Source organism: Pseudobutyrivibrio sp. LB2011 (assembly GCF_000701765.1).
Classification (GTDB): Bacteria; Bacillota; Clostridia; order Lachnospirales; family Lachnospiraceae; genus Pseudobutyrivibrio; species Pseudobutyrivibrio ruminis.
The window spans coordinates 221,869-242,253 of the sequence record NZ_JNJS01000001.1; the positions used below are offsets into that span (position 1 = coordinate 221,869).

At 40.3% G+C, this 20,385-nt stretch carries 19 protein-coding genes; 12 read left to right on the forward strand and 7 right to left on the reverse strand.

What is annotated here, in order from left to right:
* Position 1 precedes the first annotated feature (1 nt).
* The 4 genes from cysS to T375_RS00980 are packed head-to-tail and all read left to right on the forward strand — an operon-like array spanning position 2 to position 3,216.
* Complete coding sequence (gene cysS / locus T375_RS00965; RefSeq protein WP_044933896.1) at positions 2 to 1,429, forward strand: cysteine--tRNA ligase; 1,428 nt, start codon at positions 2 to 4, stop codon at positions 1,427 to 1,429.
* Entirely contained in the window at positions 1,414 to 1,851 is a 438-nt protein-coding gene (locus T375_RS00970) for a Mini-ribonuclease 3 (protein ID WP_044933898.1), read from the forward strand. The genes cysS and T375_RS00970 overlap by 16 nt, the downstream gene beginning before the upstream one ends.
* Before the next feature lie 56 nt (positions 1,852 to 1,907).
* Positions 1,908 to 2,648: a 23S rRNA (guanosine(2251)-2'-O)-methyltransferase RlmB gene (gene rlmB, locus T375_RS00975; RefSeq protein WP_033153880.1), complete on the forward strand. Its 741-nt coding sequence runs from the start codon at positions 1,908 to 1,910 to the stop codon at positions 2,646 to 2,648.
* Positions 2,620 to 3,216: a sigma-70 family RNA polymerase sigma factor gene (locus T375_RS00980; protein ID WP_044933900.1), complete on the forward strand. Its 597-nt coding sequence runs from the start codon at positions 2,620 to 2,622 to the stop codon at positions 3,214 to 3,216. Before rlmB ends, T375_RS00980 begins: the two co-directional genes overlap by 29 nt.
* A gap of 90 nt (positions 3,217 to 3,306) precedes the next feature.
* On the opposite strand, the gene T375_RS00985 is transcribed toward T375_RS00980, so the two are convergent.
* The 6 genes from T375_RS00985 to T375_RS01010 form a co-directional block, all read right to left on the reverse strand.
* Positions 3,307 to 4,278 (reverse strand): TRAP transporter substrate-binding protein, encoded by a 972-nt coding sequence (locus T375_RS00985; RefSeq protein WP_081821950.1) that lies wholly within the window; start codon positions 4,276 to 4,278, stop codon positions 3,307 to 3,309.
* A gap of 59 nt (positions 4,279 to 4,337) precedes the next feature.
* Positions 4,338 to 5,627: a TRAP transporter large permease gene (locus T375_RS00990; RefSeq protein ID WP_044933904.1), complete on the reverse strand. Its 1,290-nt coding sequence runs from the start codon at positions 5,625 to 5,627 to the stop codon at positions 4,338 to 4,340.
* 2 nt (positions 5,628 to 5,629) lie between these two features.
* Complete coding sequence (locus tag T375_RS00995) at positions 5,630 to 6,268, reverse strand: TRAP transporter small permease (protein WP_330371721.1); 639 nt, start codon at positions 6,266 to 6,268, stop codon at positions 5,630 to 5,632.
* A gap of 159 nt (positions 6,269 to 6,427) precedes the next feature.
* Positions 6,428 to 7,189 carry a type I 3-dehydroquinate dehydratase gene (gene aroD, locus T375_RS01000; protein WP_044933906.1) on the reverse strand — a complete coding sequence of 254 codons (762 nt, stop codon included), beginning with the start codon at positions 7,187 to 7,189 and terminating at the stop codon, positions 6,428 to 6,430.
* A 16-nt stretch (positions 7,190 to 7,205) separates the two neighbouring features.
* Positions 7,206 to 8,411 carry an MFS transporter gene (locus T375_RS01005; RefSeq protein WP_044933908.1) on the reverse strand — a complete coding sequence of 402 codons (1,206 nt, stop codon included), beginning with the start codon at positions 8,409 to 8,411 and terminating at the stop codon, positions 7,206 to 7,208.
* A gap of 16 nt (positions 8,412 to 8,427) precedes the next feature.
* On the reverse strand, positions 8,428 to 9,303 hold the full coding sequence (locus tag T375_RS01010; protein WP_044933910.1) for a shikimate dehydrogenase: 876 nt from the start codon (positions 9,301 to 9,303) through the stop codon (positions 8,428 to 8,430).
* 213 nt (positions 9,304 to 9,516) lie between these two features.
* Between T375_RS01010 and T375_RS01015 the strand changes: the two genes are divergently transcribed.
* From T375_RS01015 to T375_RS01025, 3 genes are all read left to right on the forward strand, one after another.
* A complete protein-coding gene (locus tag T375_RS01015; protein ID WP_044933912.1) occupies positions 9,517 to 10,401 on the forward strand; it encodes a LysR family transcriptional regulator in 885 nt (294 codons plus the stop codon).
* 136 nt (positions 10,402 to 10,537) lie between these two features.
* Positions 10,538 to 12,538: an oxidoreductase gene (locus T375_RS01020; protein ID WP_044933913.1), complete on the forward strand. Its 2,001-nt coding sequence runs from the start codon at positions 10,538 to 10,540 to the stop codon at positions 12,536 to 12,538.
* A 124-nt stretch (positions 12,539 to 12,662) separates the two neighbouring features.
* On the forward strand, positions 12,663 to 13,448 hold the full coding sequence (locus T375_RS01025; protein WP_044933915.1) for a shikimate kinase: 786 nt from the start codon (positions 12,663 to 12,665) through the stop codon (positions 13,446 to 13,448).
* 15 nt (positions 13,449 to 13,463) lie between these two features.
* Here T375_RS01025 and T375_RS01030 read toward each other — a convergent pair whose 3' ends face one another.
* Positions 13,464 to 14,273: a histidinol-phosphatase HisJ family protein gene (locus T375_RS01030; RefSeq protein WP_044933917.1), complete on the reverse strand. Its 810-nt coding sequence runs from the start codon at positions 14,271 to 14,273 to the stop codon at positions 13,464 to 13,466.
* Positions 14,274 to 14,498: 225 nt separating this feature from the next.
* Between T375_RS01030 and gap the strand changes: the two genes are divergently transcribed.
* The 5 genes from gap to T375_RS01055 all read left to right on the forward strand — a co-directional run bounded on the left by gap (position 14,499) and on the right by T375_RS01055 (position 20,346).
* Positions 14,499 to 15,515, forward strand: a complete 1,017-nt coding sequence (gap, locus tag T375_RS01035) for a type I glyceraldehyde-3-phosphate dehydrogenase (protein ID WP_015549339.1) — start codon at positions 14,499 to 14,501, stop codon at positions 15,513 to 15,515.
* An 81-nt stretch (positions 15,516 to 15,596) separates the two neighbouring features.
* The gene (locus T375_RS01040) at positions 15,597 to 16,820 is read left to right on the forward strand and encodes a phosphoglycerate kinase (protein WP_044933920.1); all 1,224 of its coding nucleotides are present in this window, start codon (positions 15,597 to 15,599) and stop codon (positions 16,818 to 16,820) included.
* A 17-nt stretch (positions 16,821 to 16,837) separates the two neighbouring features.
* Positions 16,838 to 17,584: a triose-phosphate isomerase gene (gene tpiA / locus T375_RS01045; protein ID WP_044933922.1), complete on the forward strand. Its 747-nt coding sequence runs from the start codon at positions 16,838 to 16,840 to the stop codon at positions 17,582 to 17,584.
* A 166-nt stretch (positions 17,585 to 17,750) separates the two neighbouring features.
* On the forward strand, positions 17,751 to 18,980 hold the full coding sequence (locus T375_RS01050; RefSeq protein ID WP_044933924.1) for an SEL1-like repeat protein: 1,230 nt from the start codon (positions 17,751 to 17,753) through the stop codon (positions 18,978 to 18,980).
* Positions 18,967 to 20,346: a CapA family protein gene (locus tag T375_RS01055; RefSeq protein ID WP_049960230.1), complete on the forward strand. Its 1,380-nt coding sequence runs from the start codon at positions 18,967 to 18,969 to the stop codon at positions 20,344 to 20,346. The genes T375_RS01050 and T375_RS01055 overlap by 14 nt, the downstream gene beginning before the upstream one ends.
* The last annotated feature ends 39 nt before the right edge of the window (positions 20,347 to 20,385 follow it).

The window sequence follows — 20,385 nt, forward strand, 5'->3', positions numbered from 1 at the left end:
AATGGCAGGAAAATTTACATTTTACAATACTTTAGATAGACAGGTTGAGGAGTTTAAGTCAAACGAAGAGGGCAAGGTTAGCATGTACACATGCGGCCCTACAGTTTATCATTTCGCACATATCGGTAATATCCGTACATACATCATGCAGGATGCTCTTATTAAGTCATTAGAGTACGCAGGATACGATGTTCGCCGTGTTATGAACATCACTGATGTTGGACATCTTTCGTCTGATGCAGATACAGGTGAGGACAAGATGGTAGCTGGCGCAAAGCGTGAGCACAAGACAGTTATGGAGATTGCAAAGTTCTATACAGATGCTTTCTTCAAGGATTTCGATGCAGTTGGAAATAAGCGTCCAGATGTTATCGAGCCTGCAACAAACTGCATTCCAGAGTTCATCCACATGGTAGAGGTCCTTCTTGAAAAGGGCTATGCATATGTAGCTGGTGGAAATGTTTACTTTGATACTAGCAAGCTTGAGGATTATTACGTATTCTCTTCATCAGTTGAAAAGGAAGCCCTTGAGGTTGGCGTTCGTGACGACGTAGAAGAGGATGTTAATAAGAAAAACAAGACTGACTTCGTTCTTTGGTTTACAAAGTCTAAGTTCGAGGATCAGGCTCTTAAGTGGGACAGCCCATGGGGCGTTGGTTACCCAGGATGGCACATTGAGTGCTCATGCATTTCAATGAAGCACCTTGGTGAATATATTGATATCCACTGTGGTGGTGTTGATAATATCTTCCCACATCATACAAACGAAATTGCTCAGTCAGAGGCATATCTTGGTCACAAGTGGTGCAATTACTGGTTCCACAGCAATCACCTTAATGACCAGTCAGGTAAGATGTCAAAGTCAAAGGGTGCAATCCTTACAGTTTCTGTTCTTCAGGAAAAGGGATATGACCCACTTGTATACAGATTATTCTGCTTACAGTCACACTATCGTAAGCCACTTGTATTCTCTTGGGAGAATTTGGACAACACAGTTCAGGCTTACAACAAGCTTGTAAAGCGTGTTTCAGAGCTCAAGAATGATGGAGCAGTTGATGAGGCTGTTAAGGCTGAATACGAGGCAAAGTTCCTTGAGGCAGTATCAAACGACTTAAACACATCAATGGCTATCACAATTCTTTATGATGCTCTCAAGGCAGATACAAACGATGCAACAAAGCTTGCTCTTGTAGAGAGCTTCGATAAGGTATTATCACTTGATTTGATTGGACATGCGAAGGCTTTATCAGATGGTGCAACATCTGTTGATGCTGAGCTTGAAGCATTCATCAATGATGCAATTGCTCGCCGTGCAGAAGCAAAGAAAGCAAAGGATTTTGCTACAGCAGATGCAATCAGAGCAGAGCTTTTAGAAAAAGGTGTAGAGATTAAGGATACTCGTGAGGGAGTAGTATGGCAGTTGATTTAAACAGCTATTTTAATGAACAGTTTGGCATAGAACAAAAGGATATTCGCACATATTCTCCTCTTACCCTTGCGTACATTGGCGATGCAGTGTTTGATATCATCATTCGTTCTATCCTTGTAAATAAGGGCAATACGCCCGTTAACAAGCTTCACCAAAGGGCAAGTCAGGTAGTCAAGGCTCAGACCCAGGCTGCTATGGTATTGGCCCTTATGGACCAGCTTACAGAAGCAGAGTCTGACTGGTATCGCCGTGGCCGCAATTCCAAGCCTCACACAAAGGCAAAGAATGCATCCACAATGGACTACCTGGAGGCTACAGGCTTTGAAGCGGTGCTTGGTTATCTTTACCTTACCGGAGATATGGATCGCATTTGCGAGCTTGTGACACGTGGTGTGGAAGCCGTGGAATTGGATATTCTATAATTATAGTTATTAGAAAGAGTAAGCTAGTAGGCGTAACTAGCGTAGGTTTTAGAAAAATGGAAGAAAGTAGAATTGTAGAAGGTCGTAATGCAGTATTAGAGGCCTTTAGATCTGGAAAAACTATCGATAAGTTGTTTGTTTTGGAAGGCTGCAAGGATGGCCCAATCCAGACAATACTTAGAGAAGCAAAGAAGAGCAAAGACACAGTTATCAGCTTTGTTAAGAAGGAGCGACTAGATCAGCTTTCAGAGACTGGCAAGCATCAGGGGGTTCTTGCATATGCTGCTAGCTATGACTATGTTGAGCTTGATGAAATCATGGAACGTGCAAAGGCTAAAGGTGAGGCGCCATTCCTTATCATCCTTGATAACATCGAGGATCCACACAATCTTGGAGCAATCATTCGTACTGCAAACCAGGTTGGTGCTCATGGTGTTGTTATTCCTAAGCACAGAGCAGTTGGGCTTACAGCAACAGTTGCGAAGGCTTCAGCTGGTGCTATCAACTACACACCAGTAGCAAAGGTTACAAACATCAGCAAGACAATGGAAGAGCTGAAGGAGCAGGGAATGTGGTTTGTATGCGCCGATATGGGTGGCACAACAATGTACGACCTTAATCTTACAGGTTCAATCGGCCTTGTAATTGGAAATGAAGGACATGGGGTTTCTGACTTAGTTAAAAAGAACTGTGACATGATTGCATCAATTCCTATGTTTGGTGATATCGATTCACTTAATGCATCAGTTGCTTGTGGAGTTTTAGCTTATGAAATCGTTAGACAAAGAATACAGTAATTTATCGGACGAAGAGTTAATCATAAAATATCGGGATGGCGATCAAGCCATCCTGAATTTTATATGTGAAAAGTATAAGCCTCTTGTTTTAAAGAATTCTAAAAAGTACTTTTTGGTTGGCGGAGAAAACGAGGATCTTATTCAAGAGGGAATGATAGGGCTTTTCAGCGCTATTGGCGACTATGATATTTCCTCGGATGTTACATTCTTCCATTTTGCGCAGATGTGTATTGATCGCCAGATGATTAAGGCTATCGAGGCCAGCAATCGTAAAAAGCATTCGCCATTAAATGCTTACGTTTCACTTTATGATGAGGATGGCTCGGAGAGAGAAGAGCCTGCATTTACTACCGATGATCCTGCTGAGATTGTTATCGAGGCTGAGGAGAATCTTGACCTTATAGACAGACTGAAAAAAGCCTTGTCTCCTATGGAAAAGCAAGTCTTTGAGTTATATATGCAGGATTATGACTATAGAGAAATAGCTGCAAGATTGGGAAAAACGGAGAAGTCCGTGGATAATACACTTACTAGAATAAAGTCAAAAGCAAAAGAGTTAATAAAATAATCCAATATGTAGACATCAAGCTCTGAGGTTACTCAAGTGAAATATCTTTGAACAGAGTAACTTCAGGCTTGTAGTCGTAACATATTGGATTTATAAGATTCCTTTGGTGTAGATCTCGTATAGTTCGGGGTCTACATTTTCTTTTATGCTGTCATAAACAGGAGTGGCTGCTTCGCGAATCTGTTCTCTTATATCATCGGAAAGTGGAATGATTTCTGTGCCGCTTTCCTCGATAGTAGCGATTCTTGATGCAATACGGTCATCAGACTGCTGACGAGCATATTCTGTAGCGATTGTAGCAGCCTGATTGATTATTTCTTGCTGCTCAGGTGTCAGAGTGTTCATAAACTCATCACTGGCTACAAGGGAGATTAAATGAGGCAGGTGATTGGTTTCAACAACATAATCCTGCTGCTCATATAATCTGTTTGAAACAATAACTTCATATGGATTTTCCTGGGCATCAATTGTGCCTTGCTGTAATCCAATGTATACCTCGGAGAAAGTCATTGGAGTAGGAGAGGCTGAAAGGCACTTCCAAAATGCAAGGTGATATGAGTTTTCCATTGTTCTGATTTTCTGTCCCTTGAAGTCTGAGAGGGAATATACAGGAGAGTTTGTAGTCATGACTCTGAAGCCCTGATCAGCGTATCCAAGTAATTGATAACCGCCTTCTACATAAACTTCTGATATCTTATCCATAAATTCAGGATTATCTACCTTTTCTCGGACATCATCGATTGTGCTGAAAAGACATGGCATATCGAATATAGCAACATCAGGAAGGAATGTAACCTGAGGTGCTGTGTTTTGTACGATAAAAGGAATATCGCCATCTTTGCAGGATTCCAACAACTCCCTATCGCCGCCTAAAACGCTGTTAGGATATACCTGGATAACCATTTGGCCATCGCTAAGCTCGTATACTTCTTCAGCAAATTTTTCGGCATATATCTGAGTGACTGTATCCTCTGGGCTTGATGTGCCAAGAGGCCAAGCGTAAGTCTGGGTTTCAGATACAGCTGTGGATGTTCCGCAAGATGTAAATGATAAAACAATCATTAATGATGTTGATAAAGCTAGTAGTTGTTTAAATCTCATATTGTTTCTCCTGATACGGTTTATAAAAGAACTAAGCTGATGGCTGGAATGAATGTGATAAGTAACAAAGCAACTAAGAACATTAAAATCATAGGCATTGCCTTCTTAGCAATATCCATAACAGGCACATCTGTAAGTGAGCTTGCAACGAAAAGATTTACACCAATTGGAGGTGTTACAAATCCGATTGCAAGGTTAACAACCATCATAATACCGAAGTGAATGCCATCCATGCCTACAGCCTGAACAATAGGAAGCAGGATAGGAGATAAAATGAGGATGGCAGGAGTTGTATCCATAACCATTCCTACGATGAGAAGGAATAGGTTGATTACAAGTAAAAGGATAATCTTGTTGGTAAAATTATCCAGAATATATCCGCTGACAAGCTGTGGCACCTGCATTAAAGTAAGCACTCGTGAGAATGCTGTGGATGCAGCAAGAATGAAAAGGATTGGTGCGTAAGTTTTCATTGCTTCCACAAAAATATTCCATATATCGGAAATGCGAATTGTCTTGTAAACAAATAAGCTGACAACTAATGCATAAAATACTGAGATAACGGCAGCTTCTGTAGGTGATGCTATGCCGGCATAAATACAACCAAGTACGATGATTGGGCTAAGTATTGCAAAGAAGCTGTCTTTGAAGATTTTTCCAAATCCCTTTGCATGAAGTGCGTCGATTTCAGCGTTAATCTTTTCTTTATCTTCCCCGCAGCATTTGCAGTGAATGTAAGCGTAAAGCATTAAAAGCACGCTTATAAGGATTCCAGGAATGATACCTGCAATAAACAGGTTGCCTACTGATTCGCCGGAGGCCATTGCATACATAATAAAAGGAATACTAGGTGGAATGATAACACCAAGTCCACCGGCTACAGCGACAATTGCTGTAGAAAACTTTTTATCATATCCCATATTCAGTAGAAGAGGGATAGTCATGGAGCCAACGGCAGCAACTGTTGCTGGAGCTGAACCGGAAATGGCACCATAGAAAAGGCATGTGATGATTACAGCACATGGAACGCCTGCAGTTTTCTTACCAATAAAATATGAGAACACGTCAAATAACTTTTTGGAAATCTGACCGTGAGCCATAATGATTCCTGATAAAACAAACATTGGAACTGCAAGAAGAGGGAAGCTGTCGATACCGCCCACCATGGAACGGATTACATAGCTGGCACTTGCAGTAAATGAAGGATCAAATGCTCCTGGAAGTACAGCAACTATACCAAGTGAGATTGATACAGGAATGGCTATAATTAAGCAAATTACAAAAAGAATAAGTACAGTGATTGCGCTCATGCTTAATTTCCTCCTTCCTTGTTGCTGGTATTGTCATGTTCGAGTATTTCTTTATTAAAGTTTTCCTGTGAAAGGAGATTACTCATAGAATTCTTGAGATTTGCACGTCTTTCAAGCTCTGCCAAGTGAGATGGCCAATCCTTAAGCTCTTCCTGATGGATGACATTATGCCACTCTAAAAACCATCTTTCTAAGATGCGGATAGCACATAGTGTGAAGCACACAAGTGGAGCTGACTGTACGTAATACATAGGAATTCCGCAGGCAGGAGAAACCTGACCGCTTTCTATAGTTGCCATAAGGTACCTGTATGCAAAAGGTATTAAATATACAAAGAAAACAAATTCTACTGTAAGATTTAATACTTTAACGGATGCCTTTTTTCTTGGCTTGAGATTTCGGATGAACTGGTCGATTTTAATTGAAATACATTTTTTGGTGCATAAGCTTACACTGAAAAATGCTGACCAGATAAATAGATATCTAGTGATTTCTTCTGACCAAGAGAGAGAAGCGCCTAGAATGTAGCGGCAGAAAATCTGAATGCCCATAATGACACTCATTGCAATAAGAAGAACGACCATGATGAATTCTTCAAGGTATTCGTCTACAAAGAAAAAAATACGTTTGATTCCCGTCATATAATGGTACCCCTTTGGCTAGTTTGTATGATATAAGTATAAACATTATGAAATACTTTAGCAAAGTAAAGTTAAAATAATTCAGAATATTTACACTAAATTCTTAAAATTAAAGGGCAATTTGTGCTAAGCACAAACCGCCCTTATAAGACTTAATAATTACATTGAACCATGTATAAGATTAAGTATTGTAGAAAGGTCTGATGCGTTCATCTGGCCTGGTGCAGAAGCTTTTCCAACAGCACCGAATGTGAGAGCAGAGCCGAATGCTTCGCCGCAAAGACGGCTAACAAGTCCTGTGCCTGCCATAGACATTGTGATGATTGGACGATCTGCATAATTGCTTGCCATTTCTTCTGTTGCAGCAAGGAGTGTAACTACATCCTTTTTGCAAGTAGGCATAACAGCAATCTTTGGAATATCTGCGCCAAGTTCCTGCATTTTACGAAGACGAGATACGATATCGTCCTTGTCAGGAGTCTTGTCGAAGTCATGATTAGAAGCTACAACCTTTACGCCGTTTGCATGAGCGCTAGCAACGATATCCTTAACAATATCATCACCTGTGAAAACTTCTACATCAACTAAATCTACCATACCAGTTGCAGCTGCATTCTTATTAAGTGTAGCGTAAGCATCTTTCTCGATAGATTTTTCTCCACCTTCGTTGCTTGTTCTGAAAGTGAAGAGGAGAGGTGTGTCGCCAAGAGCAGCTCTTAAATCCTTAAGAACGTCCTCAACCTTTGAAAAATCAAATACATCATCAAACCAGTCAACACGCCATTCAACTACATCATGTGCAACGCCGTTGAATGAAGCAGCTGCTGCGAGAATGTCTTCTTTTGTTTTTCCAACGATAGGCACGCAAATCTTTGGTACACCTTCGCCAATAACAACATTTCTAACTTTTACTGTATTCATATTATTTTCCTCTGTTTTATGAATTTGCCTCTACCATCTTAGTGTATCTAAGATTTACAAATAATCCAAGTAATACACCAACAGCTGTAAGTACGATGTTCATAACCATAACGCCTGATGGTGTCATCTGTGAAGCAGCTGTAAGGATTGTGTAGTTGCAAAGTGATGAAGCAATCATTACAAGTGCTGTAACTGTACCCTTAATCTTAGGGAAGAGCATGTTACATACTGATGTAGCAATCTGAAGAAGTCCGCCGGCACCAGCCCAACCGATAACGAATGCTGCAACCTTACATAATCCAACTGAAGGAGCTGAAAGAACTAAAATCAATGTTACAAGACAGATAACTGGGTATGCAACGATGAAACGAACGTCCTTAATCTTACGTGTAAGAAGAGCAGTAACGATAAGAGCAAGGATTGTACCCATTGAGTAGTATGTCTGCATGATTGAAGGATCTTCCCAACCAACATTTGTCTTAGCAAAGTTCTGTGCACAGTTAAGCCATAGCTGGAATGTACCTGTACATGTGAAACCGATAAGAATCATAGCAACTGACTCGATAGAGAAGTGAGTGTGCTTTAAGCTATCGATAAGACCTTCCTTCTTTTCAGCTGCAGCTGCATCTGAATCTGGAAGTGGAAGGATAAGGATAAGTACAAGTAATACGATGTAAGCAACGCCGCAAATATAGAAGAGTCTGTTGTAAGAAACAAGACCTGCTGCGTTTGTTGCAACTGTCATTCCAAGGAAGAATGGAAGTAACATCTGTGAAATAGCGATAAAGAACTTAATTCCCATTGTAGCTACACCAGGAGCATCGCTGATAATCTCAGCAACAGCTGGGTAAATACCAGTATCAAGGAATGAGTTTGCAATACCACCAACGATTGCGCAAATGTATGCAATCTGGTATCCGCCGTTAACACCAGCGTTGAATGCCATAGCAAGACCGATGAGGTAGATAGCATATGAAGCTCCACCGATCATAACTGAAATACGACGGCCTAACTTATCTGAAAGAGGGCCTGCGAATGGAAGAGCAATAAGTCTACCAAGACCAAGTGCTGCTGAAATAGCAGTGATTGACATTACCTCTACGCCCCAGCTAGTAGCAAGAGCTTCCTTAATAACTGATTGTCCTAAGATTGAGCAACCAACTCCGTGAATAAAGTAATTCAAATAAAGAATTAAAGCTGCTGGAAAATATTTCTTGTTCATATTTTTCTCCTTAAATTTACTCGTACTTAATTCCAAGTACTTCTTTCATGTGTTCGATTGGCATTTCTTTGCCTGTCCAAAGCTTGAATGCTGCAGCGCCCTGGAATAACATCATTCCAAAACCGTTCATTCTCTTACATCCAACTTCCTCAGCCATCTCAAGGAACTTTGTCTTTGCTGGTGCGTAAACTGTATCAGTTACGATAAGGTCTGGACGAAGATATGAAGTATCTGGTAACCATGTCTGGCCCTCAAGTGGCTTCATACCCATACCTGTTGCGTTTGCAAGAAGGTAAGAATCAGCGATTTCTCTTCTAAGAGCATCAAGGTCTGCTAAGTCATAAAGTGTAGCCTTGCAGTTTGTTCTCTCGTTGATCTTGTTTACTGTTTCCTGAGCGTTATCCCAGAAAGCATCCTTTACGTTGAAGATAGACATTTCTTTAACGCCATCAAGTGCAGCCTGAATCTGGATAGCAGTACCAGCACCGCCGCAACCAACGATTGTCATTTTCTTTCCGATAACATCGATATCGTAGTCCTTAAGTGACTGCATGTAACCGATACCGTCTGTGATGTGACCTGTAAGAACACCGTTCTCATTTACGATTGTGTTTACAGCTCCGCAAAGCTCAGCAGCAGGAGATAACTTATCAAGATACTTACCTACTACAGTCTTGTTAGGCATAGAAACGTTTGAGCCTACAAGCTTAAGTGCTCTGATACCTTTTACAGCATCCTCGAGTGTGCTATTATCTACCTCAAATGCGAGATAAGCATAATCGAGACCAAGATATGCAAATGCTTCATTGTGCATAGCTGGTGAGCTTGAGTGTCTGATTGGATAAGCCATAAGTCCGATAAGCTCTGTGTGTCCTGTAATTCTTTCTGCCATAATTTTAATTCCTCCATAAATTCTTTAAGATTTTGCATGCCCTTTGTTAAAATCTTAACAGTCTTTATACATATATTTTAATGTGTATTACTGTATAATTCCAATACTTCTATTGCATATTATTAATAGCTTTTAGCTATCAATTGTGGTAAAATTGATAATAAGTAATGAAAATACAACAATTATATTGTGCAAAACAGAGAGAGGAGAACTATGACTCTAAATCAAATGATGTATTTTTATGAGGCCGCTAGATTACAGCATTTCAATCAGGCTGCAGAAAAGCTTCATATATCAGAACCATCCCTTAGCCGCTCAATAAATGCCCTTGAATCAGAGCTGGGAGTAGTCTTATTTGAAAGAACTGGACGCAACGTAGTTTTGACCAAAACAGGAGATATTTTTTATGAGCACGTTGATAGAATTCTAAATGAAATCAATTTGGCTGATCGAAAAATGCATCAATTGACAGGTTCAGGAGGGCATATTGATTTAGCATATGTGGCTCCACTTGCTGGTTCGTTTATTCCGAATGTTTGTAGAGCTTTCCTATTAGAAGATAAAAATAGCGAAGTAACATTCAATTTCCATCAGGATATCACTTCTAAAAATATAGAAGGTTTAAAGTCAGGTAACTACGATATTATATTTGGTTCCTTTGTGAAGGATGAGCCAAATATCAAGTTTATTCCTATATTACAACAGGAACTGGTGGTTATTATTCCTAAGGGACATCCATTGGAAGAAAACGATACCTTAGATGCATCAATTTTTGAAAAATACCCTGTTTTGGGATACACACGCAAATCAGGCTTAGGTCGTTTGACCAGGGACTTCTTTTTGCAGAACAAGGTTGAGCCTAACTTTATCTGTGAATCACCTGATGAAAATGGTATAGCAGCTCTTGTTGCAGCCAACTTTGGAATTGCATTGGTTGCTGATGTAGACAGCATTCACAGAGATGACGTTATAATAAAGAAGCTTTCCACAGAATATAGTCTTTCACACACTGTTTATATGGCATACATGAAGGGGCGATATCAGATGCCTGCCGTAAAACGTATGATTGACTTCATATTGGTACATTCTATGCACTAATTAATTACAAAAAATGAATTGGATTTTGATATTAAAGCGGGATTATACTTTTCTTATAAAAAAGGAAAGCATGCCCGCTTTTCATCTTGACAGCTCTTATCACGTAAATTTTGTTTGTAAATAGGAGCATTCTATAATGAGAAATAAGTATCCACACATTTTTGAACCACTTACAATTCGTCGTATGACACTTAAGAATCGTATCATGATGACACCAATGGGAACTAACTACGGTGATCAGAATGGTGAGATGACATTTGTTCATATTGATTACTATGAGCAGAGAGCTAAGGGTGGTACAGGATTATTAATGGTTGAAAATGCTAGTGTCTTTTCACCACAGGGTTCTAATGGTACAACCCAGCTTCGAATTGATCATGACAATTTCATTCCACGTTTATATTACTTTACAGAGAGAATGCATAAGCATGGCGCTTGTGTAGGTATTCAGATTAACCACGCTGGTGCATCAGCTGTTTCTGCTCGTACAGGAGAGCAGCCAGTTTCTGCATCAGATATTCCATCAAAGGCAGGCGGAGAGATTCCACGTCCACTTGAGAAGGAAGAAATCTACAATATTGTAAAGAAGTATGGTGAGGCAGCAAAGCGTGCACAGACAGCCGGTTTTGACTGTGTTGAAATCCATGCTGGTCACTCATATCTTTTGAGCCAGTTCCTTTCACCTACAACTAACAAGCGTACAGATGAGTTTGGCGGATCACCAGAGAATCGCGCTAGATTTACAAAGCTTGTTGTAGAAGAAGTAAGAAAGCAGGTAGGACCATTTTTCCCAATTTTTGTCCGTATTAGTGCTGATGAGTTTGTTGAGGGAGGAAACACACTAGAGGACGCAATTGAGTATTTACAGTACTTCCAGGAAGAAGTAGACGTATTTGACGTTTCTGCTGGTCTTAATAGTTCTATTCAGTTCCAGATTGATGCAAACTATCTTCCAGATGGATGGCGTTCATACATGGCAAAGGCTGTTAAGGAAAAATATGGCAAGCCATGTGTAACAATGGGAAATATTCGTGATCCTAAGGTCGCTGAGGAAATTCTTGAAAGAGGAGATGCTGATATCATCGGTATGGGCCGTGGTCTTATTGCAGATCCTAACTGGGTAAATAAGGTAGAGTTCAACCGTGAGGATGAGCTTCGTAAGTGTATTTCATGTAACGTAGGTTGTGCAGGCCACAGAATTGGTCTTAACCTTCCAATTCGTTGTACAGTAAACCCAGCTGTTAACGCTAATGACGAATACTACAAGAGAAAGGTTAACAAGCCTTGCAACGTTGTAGTTATCGGTGGTGGTACAGCAGGTCTTGAAGCTGCTTGTACAGCTGCAGAGGTTGGATGTACAACATTCCTTCTTGAGAAGAAGGCAGAGCTTGGCGGTCTTTCTGTTCAGATTTCAAAGATTCCTGACAAGAAGAGACTTGCTGATTTCCCTAAGTACATGATTAACCGTGCTAGCAAATTAAGAAATCTCTTCATATTTAAGAACAACAATACTACAGTTGATCAGATTAAGAGCTTGAACCCTGATATCATCGTAAATGCTACAGGTTCAAACCCTACATTACCACCTATCAAGGGATTATTAGACCTTGTTGATAAGGATGATTCAAATGTAGCTACTGTTATTAAGATGATTGAGCGTCTTGACACATATCCAGAGGATATGAAGGGCAAGAAGGTTGCTGTTGTTGGTGGCGGTGCCGTAGGTCTTGATGTTATGGAGTACTTCACAGAAAAAGGTGCTGAAGTTACTATCATCGAGATGTTACCTATTATTGGTAACGGACTTGATCCAATCACAAAGTGCGATACAGCTGCAAAGATGGCTAAGTATAATGTTCGTCAGATGACAAATACAGCACTTCAGGAAGTATGCAACGACAAGTTTATCGTTAAGAATCCAGAAGGCGAAATCGAAAATATTGACTTTGATTTAGGATTCATCTGCCTTGGTATGCGCTCTAACACACCTATCATCGATGAGTTAAATACTGCATTTGAAGACACAAATGTTGAGATTTACAATATTGGTGATTCTAAGCGTGCTCGTCGTATTATCGAAGGTACAGAAGAGGGTCGTGATATTATCAAGGTTCTTGAGAGACATGATTTTCTTTAAGATTTAACTTCCTTGTTAATTTAATCTAAAATTTATTTATCAGACAGAAGGAAAAAGTTGTTTCTTTCTGTCTGATTTTTTAGTATGATACTATTCAAAACAAGGTATCAAAGGGGAATAAGACATGGAACAGCTCAAAATGTTAAGAGAGCATCTTGCTCAGAACGACGAAATTATTCTTAATGCACTGCTTATGAGAAATGCCATTGTTGAGGAAATTATGGCATACAAAGAAGAGAATGGTTTGCAGATTTTACAGCCAGAACAGGATGAAAAAAGAGACCGCTGGTTAGACAAGAGCTTGGAAGGGAAACGTCACGGCAAGGAAGTAAAGGACATTTATAGTTCGATAGTTAAAAATGCCAAGCGTATTCAAGCTAGACATTTGTTTAATTACAATATTGTACTAATCGGATTTATGGGAGCAGGTAAAACTACAATCTCTGATTATTTGAGCACATGCTTTGCCATGGAAGTGGTAGAGATGGATCAGGTTATTTCTGATAGAGAGGGCATGTCTATTTCTGATATTTTTGAGGTATATGGAGAAGAGCACTTCAGAAATGCCGAGACAAACCTATTGAAGGAAATGCAGTCAAAGCGTAATGTTGTAATTTCATGTGGTGGTGGTACACCAATGCGTGATGTAAACGTCCAGGAGATGAAGAAGAATGGACGTGTTGTTCTTTTAACCGCAAAGCCAGAGACAATACTTGAAAGAGTAAAGGATAGTCATGATAGACCTCTTATTGAAAATAATAAGAGCGTTGAATTTATTGAAGAATTAATGCTTAAAAGAAGAGAGAAATATGTTGCTGCAGCTGATATCATAATTGAAACTGATGGTAAGTCAGAGTTGGAAATTTGCGAGGAACTTGTTAATTCTCTTTTAAAATTAGATAACGATTAAGAAAAAGCCTGAGGCCTATCTCAATGGATAAGCTTCAGGCTTTCTGTTTTTAAATACATAATATTCATGGAAGCCACAATCATTTAATAAGTCAGGTAGCTTATCAAAATCTGCAGCAACATCCTCGGGAGTATGTGCGTCGGCACCTAGTGTAATCATTTTACCGCCCAATTCTTTGTATCTTTTGATAATAGATGGAGCGGGATTAGGAGCACCCATTCCTTTTCTGAATGCGGCAGTGTTTACCTCCAATGCCTTATCTAACTTTATAATTTGCTGAAGGATGGCATCAATGATTTCTGCATATGGTTGATGTGTGTTGTGCTTTGTCTCTGGGTTTCGTGCATATCTAAATGCGTAATCCAAATGACCAACTGTATCAAAATTCGTAAATGCGGTAATGTTCTCAAGAATAGATTCGTAATAGCGGTTTAGCAAAGCGCTTTCTGTATCACGTTCCCAAAAGCTGTCGAAGTATGGGTCCCATTTATCCACAAGGTGAGTACTTCCAATTATGAAGTCATATGGATGAGCATTAACAGCTTCATTGCATTTATCAACAACATGTGGCTGAATGCCAACCTCTAGTCCATTCAATATGGTGAATTTATCAGTTGATTCCTGCTTGGCAAGTTTGTGCAGGGTAGGATAGTAGTTCTCTAAATCTAAATCGAAGAATCCAAACTGCTTAGGATAGTCGATATCCAAATGGTCTGTGAAAGTAATACCTAGCAGGCCTTTTGCTTTTGCAGAGTTTATCATATCAATAGGAGACGCGTCGGAGTCTCCTGAAAAATTACAGTGCATGTGATTGTCCCAAAACATTGTTGTAGCCTCCTTTGTATAAGTAACTAAATATTAATTGATGATACTGGAAGGCGCAAGAAATATTGTTTGAAAATACAAATAATATAAGTACATTGAGAAAATTTTAACAATATTTCAATTTGGGGTTGAATTATAGATTGATGTTGTATAAAATAAAGTGCATACGGGGCTCTTTGAGAGCTTCAAAGAAAATTTTAAAAGAATCTTTAGGAGGATTTAAAAATGGCAGTAAGAGTAGCAATCAACGGTTTTGGCCGTATCGGACGTCTTGCATTCCGTCAGATGTTCGGAGCAGAAGGTTACGAAGTAGTAGCAATCAACGACTTAACTAGCCCAAAGATGTTAGCACATCTTTTAAAGTATGATTCATCACAGGGAAAGTATGAGCATGCAGATGAGGTTTCTTGCACAGATGATTCAATCATCGTTTGCGGTAAGGAAATCAAGATCTATGCATTCCCAGATGCAAACAATTGCCCATGGGGTGACCTTAAGGTTGACGTAGTTCTTGAGTGCTCAGGATTCTACACATCAAAGGAAAAGGCACAGGCTCATATCAATGCAGGTGCTAGAAAGGTTGTTATCTCTGCACCAGCAGGAAACGATCTTCCTACAATCGTTTACAATACAAACCATGAGACACTTAAGGCTTCTGATACAATCATTTCAGCAGCTTCATGTACAACAAACTGCTTAGCACCAATGGCTGACGCACTTAACAAGTACGCTCCAATCCAGTCTGGTATCATGGTAACAATCCACGCTTACACAGGTGATCAGATGACACTTGATGGCCCACAGAGAAAGGGTGATCTTCGTCGTTCACGTGCAGCAGCAGTTAACATCGTTCCTAACTCAACAGGTGCAGCAAAGGCTATCGGTCTTGTTATCCCAGAGCTTAACGGAAAGCTTATCGGATCTGCTCAGCGTGTTCCTACACCAACAGGTTCTACAACAATCCTTACAGCAGTTGTAAACAAGAAGGACGTTACAGTTGAGGGTATCAACGCAGCTATGAAGGCAGCAGCTAACGAGTCATTCGGTTACAACGAGGATGAAATCGTTTCTTCAGATATCGTAGGTATGAGATTTGGTTCTCTCTTCGATGCTACACAGACAATGGTTTCTAAGGTTTCTGATGATCAGTACGAGGTACAGGTTGTTTCTTGGTATGATAACGAGAACAGCTACACATCACAGATGGTTCGTACAATCAAGTACTTCTCAGAGTTAGCTTAATTCGTTTTTACGAAATACGACTTTTAAGGGTCCGGTCCTATTGGACCGAGCCCTTTTTTATTTTATATGGAGGATAAAATTATGGCATTAAATAAGAAGACAGTAGATGACATTAATGTTAAGGGTCGTCGAGTACTTGTTCGTTGCGATTTCAACGTACCTCTTAAGGCAGGCGAAATCACAGATGATACACGTATCAAGGCAGCTCTTCCTACAATCAACAAGCTTATTGCTGATGGTGGAAAGGTTATTCTTTGCTCACACCTTGGAAAGGTAAAGAATGGTCCTAACGAGGGCGAGTCACTTGCTCCAGTTGCAAAGCGTCTTTCAGAGAAGCTTGGTAAGGAAGTAACATTCGTTTCTGATTACAACGTAACAGGCGAAGCTGCTACAAAGGCAGTTGAGGCTATGAAGGAAGGGGATGTAGTTCTTCTTCAGAATACTCGTTTCCGTGGCGAGGAAGAGACAAAGAACGGTGAGGCATTCTCTAAGGAACTTGCTGATCTTGCAGATGATTATGTATGCGATGCTTTCGGTTCATCACACAGAGCTCACGCTTCTGTAGCTGGTGTTACAAAGTTCATCACAGCTAAGGGTGGTTCAAACGTAGTTGGATACCTTATGCAGAAGGAAATCGACTTCCTTGGCAACGCTGTTGAGAATCCTGTACGTCCATTCGTAGCAATTCTTGGTGGTGCAAAGGTAGCTGATAAGCTTAACGTTATCAACAACCTTCTTGAGAAGTGTGACACACTTATCATCGGTGGTGGTATGTCTTACACATTCCAGAAGGCTATGGGTTACGAAATCGGTAAGTCACTTTGCGACGATACAAAGCTTGATTACTGTAAGGAAATGCTTGAGAAGGCTAAGAGCATGGGTAAGGAAATTCTCCTTCCACTTGATGCTGTTACAATCGCAGGCTTCCCAGATCCAATCGACGCTCCAGTAGAGTGCGAGACATATGATACAGAGAACATGCCAGCTGACAGAGAGGGTTGCGATATCGGACCTAAGACAGTTGCTCTTTTCTCTGAGAAGGTTAAGACAGCTAAGACAGTTCTTTGGAACGGACCAATGGGTCTTTTCGAGAACCCAGCACTTGCTGTAGGTACAGAAGCAGTTGCTAAGGCACTTGCTGAGACAGATGCTACAACAATCATCGGTGGTGGTGATTCAGCTGCAGCTGTTAACCAGATGGGATTCGCTGACAAGATGAGCCACATCTCTACAGGTGGTGGAGCATCACTTGAGTTCCTTGAGGGTAAGGAGCTTCCAGGCGTTTACGCAGCAGATGACAAATAAGAAAAGAGGAAAATAAAATGGCAAGAAGAAGAATTATTGCCGGCAACTGGAAGATGAACATGACACCTTCTGAGGCTGTAAAGCTTGTTGCTGAGCTTAAGGATTTAGTAAAGAACGATGATGTAGACGTAGTATATTGCGTACCTGCAATCGATATCGTTCCTGTAGTAGAGGCTGTAAAGGGCACAAACGTAAACGTTGGTGCTGAGAACTTCTACATCGAGGATAAGGGTGCTTTCACAGGCGAAATTTCAGCTCCTATGCTTGTAGATGCTGGTGTTAAGTACGTTATCATGGGTCACTCTGAGAGACGTGACATCTTTGGTGAGAATGATATTCTTATCAACGCTAAGGTTAAGAAGGCATTTGCTGCTGGTCTTACACCAATCCTTTGCTGTGGTGAGTCACTTGCACTTCGCAAGGCTGGCACATACAAGGAGTGGATCGAGCGTCAGATTACTTGGGATCTTTCTGGCGTTACAGCTGACCAGGTAAAGAACCTTGTTATCGCTTACGAGCCAATCTGGGCTATCGGTACAGGTGAGACAGCTACAGCTGATCAGGCAGAAGAAGTTTGTGCATTCATTCGTGAGCTTATTGCTAAGCTTTATGATGATGCTACAGCAGAGGCTGTTCGTATTCAGTACGGCGGATCTATGAATGCTTCTAACGCAGCTGAGCTTCTTAGCAAGCCAAACATTGATGGTGGTCTTATCGGCGGTGCTTCACTTAAGCCAGACTTCGGTAAAATCGTTAATGCTTAATAAAATTGGGTTTTAGGAAAGACTTTGTTGAAATTGTCAATTATAAGTAGTAAAAACTCCTAAAGTTTTACATGCGCACCAGTTTCTGGTGCGCTATTTTTGTTTTAAATAAGTTCATTTTATGATATAATTTGCGCTGATGGACGTTTTGTCCTTGGAGGAATTTATGAAACGAAAATTTCGTTTATATTTTATGTTAGGCCTTTGCTCACTTTCACTTATTGCCTGTGGCAAGAAAGAGGAAGAGGAAGTAGAGGATACAGTAGATACTACTGAACAGGTCGCATTTGACGACGTTGAAGTTGAGGATTATACAGTTCTTTCATATAGTGAGCTTGAAGTTCTTGCATATGAGGACGACACTGACGCACAGGTTATGCTTGGTCGTATGCTAGAGTACGGCACAGAGGATGTTAAGCAGGATTTTGCTGAGGCGATTTCCTGGTATCAAATGGCATCTGATTCAGGAAATGTTGACGGTACATGTGCACTTGGTTATTTCTATTTAACAGGCACAGGTGTTGAGCAGGATTTAGAAAAAGCAGATGAGCTTTTTGATGCTGCCATTGAGGGTGGCTCAGATAATGCTTACGTTGGCAAAGCCAGAGTTATAATGGCATCGTTACCAGAAGCATTTTTCGCTGATGAATCTGATGAGGATATGGATATCACTGACACAGAAGAATCAGAAGAAGTAGAAATATCCACAGAAGACGAAGAAAAAGCAGAAGAAGCTTACGATTACATATACAAGGCACAGATTGCCGGAGATATAGATGGTACATACTATCTAGGTTATGCATATGAGCATGGTATTGGCATTGCTCAGGATTACAAAAAGGCTTTTGATTACTATTCAAGGGTTACCAAATCAGAAAGCACAGATTTAGCAGATCAATATGCTATCAATCTTGCGAATACAGCAGTTGGTCTTCTTTACGTAGAAGGCAATGGAGTAGAAGCAGATACAGAAAAGGCTATCGAGTATTTTACAGCTGCTTCTGACAACGGCTACGCTAAGGCTAGCTATTACCTAGGCCAGATTTATGAAAATGGCTTAGATGTAGATAGAGATTATGAAAAAGCGATGGAATATTATCTTATCGCAGCAGATGCAGACTACGCACCAGCACTTAACCAGATTGGTTACATGTATTACAATGGATTTGGTGTAGATGTAGATTTTGCATCGGCAGTTTATTACCAAAAGCTTGCAGCATTGCAGGGTTATGCAATTGCTCAGGTTAATTTAGGTTTTCTTTATGAAAACGGGTACGGGGTTGAGAGGAATTTGGAAACAGCTTTGTCGTATTATGAAATGGCGGCTGATTCGGGTTATGAAGGCGCTATGGAGGCTGTTGTCCGAGTAAAGGCACAGATTAATGAAGAAATGTAACTTTTGCATAGCGATAGTTACGGTTGTTATCTCTTTACTAACAGGATGCGGACACAAAACAATTGAGGTTGATACCGTAAATCTTGAAGCTAGCGAGCCGGAAATCATTGAAATTGCGGATTTAACGGACGCGTGGGATACGATTTTAAACAATAGTACAATTGAGTTTATAGGAGGTCATCCTATAGACGAGTCTTTTCTCGCGATGATTACATCTGAATATGGTGAGGATGTAATAGAGGAAATTGCAAGTTATGCAAATTTCCAAACGCCAGAAATTTGGTATCAACTTACTGGCAAGAGTATTCATGTACTTTGGTACGAGTACTGTATGGATACAGGCTTGCAGAGTTATTCCTATGACAAAACATACGTAATAGATAAGCCAGTCTATGGAGACATAGTTCTTGATTTTACCGGCGATTTGTCATTTGCAGAAGGAATAGCCACAACAGAGTTTATGGACAGCCAAATTAATGGAATAGAAGATTGCTTTTCGGCAGATTTGTTAGAAGAAATGCGAGAAGCTGATATTCTTCTTGTTAATAATGAGTTTGCCTATACAAACAGAGGGAATCCTCTTGCTGGAAAGGCATATACATTTAAAGCAGATCCAAGTCGAGTTGCTTTGCTCGAAGAGCTTGGAGTTGACGCAGTTAGTGTGGCCAACAATCATGTCTATGACTATGATGAAATTGGATTTTTAGATACATTAAATACCCTAAATTTACAAGGCATTCCTTATGTAGGGGCAGGAGTCAATCTTGAGGAAGCCAAAAAGCCGATATACTTTATTGTCGGTGGCAGAAAGATAGCCATTGTGGCAGCTACTCAAATAGAAAGAACTCTTAATTACACAAAGGAAGCTACAGGCGTTACGCCAGGTGTTATGAAATGCTTGCACCCGGAAGCTTTTTGTGAAACTATATCAGAGGCAAAAGCAAATGCAGATTTTGTTATTGTTTTTCCTCATTGGGGTACAGAAGGCACTGCCAATTATGGCGGTGATCAGATGGCACTTGCTCGAGCATTTGTTGAGGCTGGTGCAGATGTAATAATAGGAGGGCATACACATTGCCTTCAAACAATTGAGTATATGGATGATGTGCCTATCTACTACAGCTTGGGTAACTATTGGTTCTCTACAACCAGCAACATGCCAACATCATACGATACAGGATTAGCACAGATTCGTATAAAACAAGATGGAAGCGTAGATTCATACTTTATTCCATGTAATTTTAACGCAGGAGTTACAAGCCTGCTTGGTTCAGAAGATATGGCTTACAGCAATATCATAGATGGTCTGAATTCCTTATCATCATCAGCAAAGATTGATAAGGACGGACGTATTAGTAAAAAATAAATAGTTTTTTCTGGCGTTTGCCAGATATAAGGAGGATTT

What these genes read in the sequence shown, in the direction of transcription:
- cysS (WP_044933896.1), top strand. Translation starts at nt 2, where the DNA reads ATGGCAGGAAAATTTACATTTTACAATACTTTAGATAGACAGGTTGAG.
- T375_RS00970 (WP_044933898.1), top strand. Translation starts at nt 1,414, where the DNA reads ATGGCAGTTGATTTAAACAGCTATTTTAATGAACAGTTTGGCATAGAA.
- rlmB (WP_033153880.1), top strand. Translation starts at nt 1,908, where the DNA reads ATGGAAGAAAGTAGAATTGTAGAAGGTCGTAATGCAGTATTAGAGGCC.
- T375_RS00980 (WP_044933900.1), top strand. Translation starts at nt 2,620, where the DNA reads ATGAAATCGTTAGACAAAGAATACAGTAATTTATCGGACGAAGAGTTA.
- T375_RS00985 (WP_081821950.1), bottom strand. Translation starts at nt 4,278, where the DNA reads ATGATTGTTTTATCATTTACATCTTGCGGAACATCCACAGCTGTATCT.
- T375_RS00990 (WP_044933904.1), bottom strand. Translation starts at nt 5,627, where the DNA reads ATGAGCGCAATCACTGTACTTATTCTTTTTGTAATTTGCTTAATTATA.
- T375_RS00995 (WP_330371721.1), bottom strand. Translation starts at nt 6,268, where the DNA reads ATGACGGGAATCAAACGTATTTTTTTCTTTGTAGACGAATACCTTGAA.
- aroD (WP_044933906.1), bottom strand. Translation starts at nt 7,189, where the DNA reads ATGAATACAGTAAAAGTTAGAAATGTTGTTATTGGCGAAGGTGTACCA.
- T375_RS01005 (WP_044933908.1), bottom strand. Translation starts at nt 8,411, where the DNA reads ATGAACAAGAAATATTTTCCAGCAGCTTTAATTCTTTATTTGAATTAC.
- T375_RS01010 (WP_044933910.1), bottom strand. Translation starts at nt 9,303, where the DNA reads ATGGCAGAAAGAATTACAGGACACACAGAGCTTATCGGACTTATGGCT.
- T375_RS01015 (WP_044933912.1), top strand. Translation starts at nt 9,517, where the DNA reads ATGACTCTAAATCAAATGATGTATTTTTATGAGGCCGCTAGATTACAG.
- T375_RS01020 (WP_044933913.1), top strand. Translation starts at nt 10,538, where the DNA reads ATGAGAAATAAGTATCCACACATTTTTGAACCACTTACAATTCGTCGT.
- T375_RS01025 (WP_044933915.1), top strand. Translation starts at nt 12,663, where the DNA reads ATGGAACAGCTCAAAATGTTAAGAGAGCATCTTGCTCAGAACGACGAA.
- T375_RS01030 (WP_044933917.1), bottom strand. Translation starts at nt 14,273, where the DNA reads ATGTTTTGGGACAATCACATGCACTGTAATTTTTCAGGAGACTCCGAC.
- gap (WP_015549339.1), top strand. Translation starts at nt 14,499, where the DNA reads ATGGCAGTAAGAGTAGCAATCAACGGTTTTGGCCGTATCGGACGTCTT.
- T375_RS01040 (WP_044933920.1), top strand. Translation starts at nt 15,597, where the DNA reads ATGGCATTAAATAAGAAGACAGTAGATGACATTAATGTTAAGGGTCGT.
- tpiA (WP_044933922.1), top strand. Translation starts at nt 16,838, where the DNA reads ATGGCAAGAAGAAGAATTATTGCCGGCAACTGGAAGATGAACATGACA.
- T375_RS01050 (WP_044933924.1), top strand. Translation starts at nt 17,751, where the DNA reads ATGAAACGAAAATTTCGTTTATATTTTATGTTAGGCCTTTGCTCACTT.
- T375_RS01055 (WP_049960230.1), top strand. Translation starts at nt 18,967, where the DNA reads ATGAAGAAATGTAACTTTTGCATAGCGATAGTTACGGTTGTTATCTCT.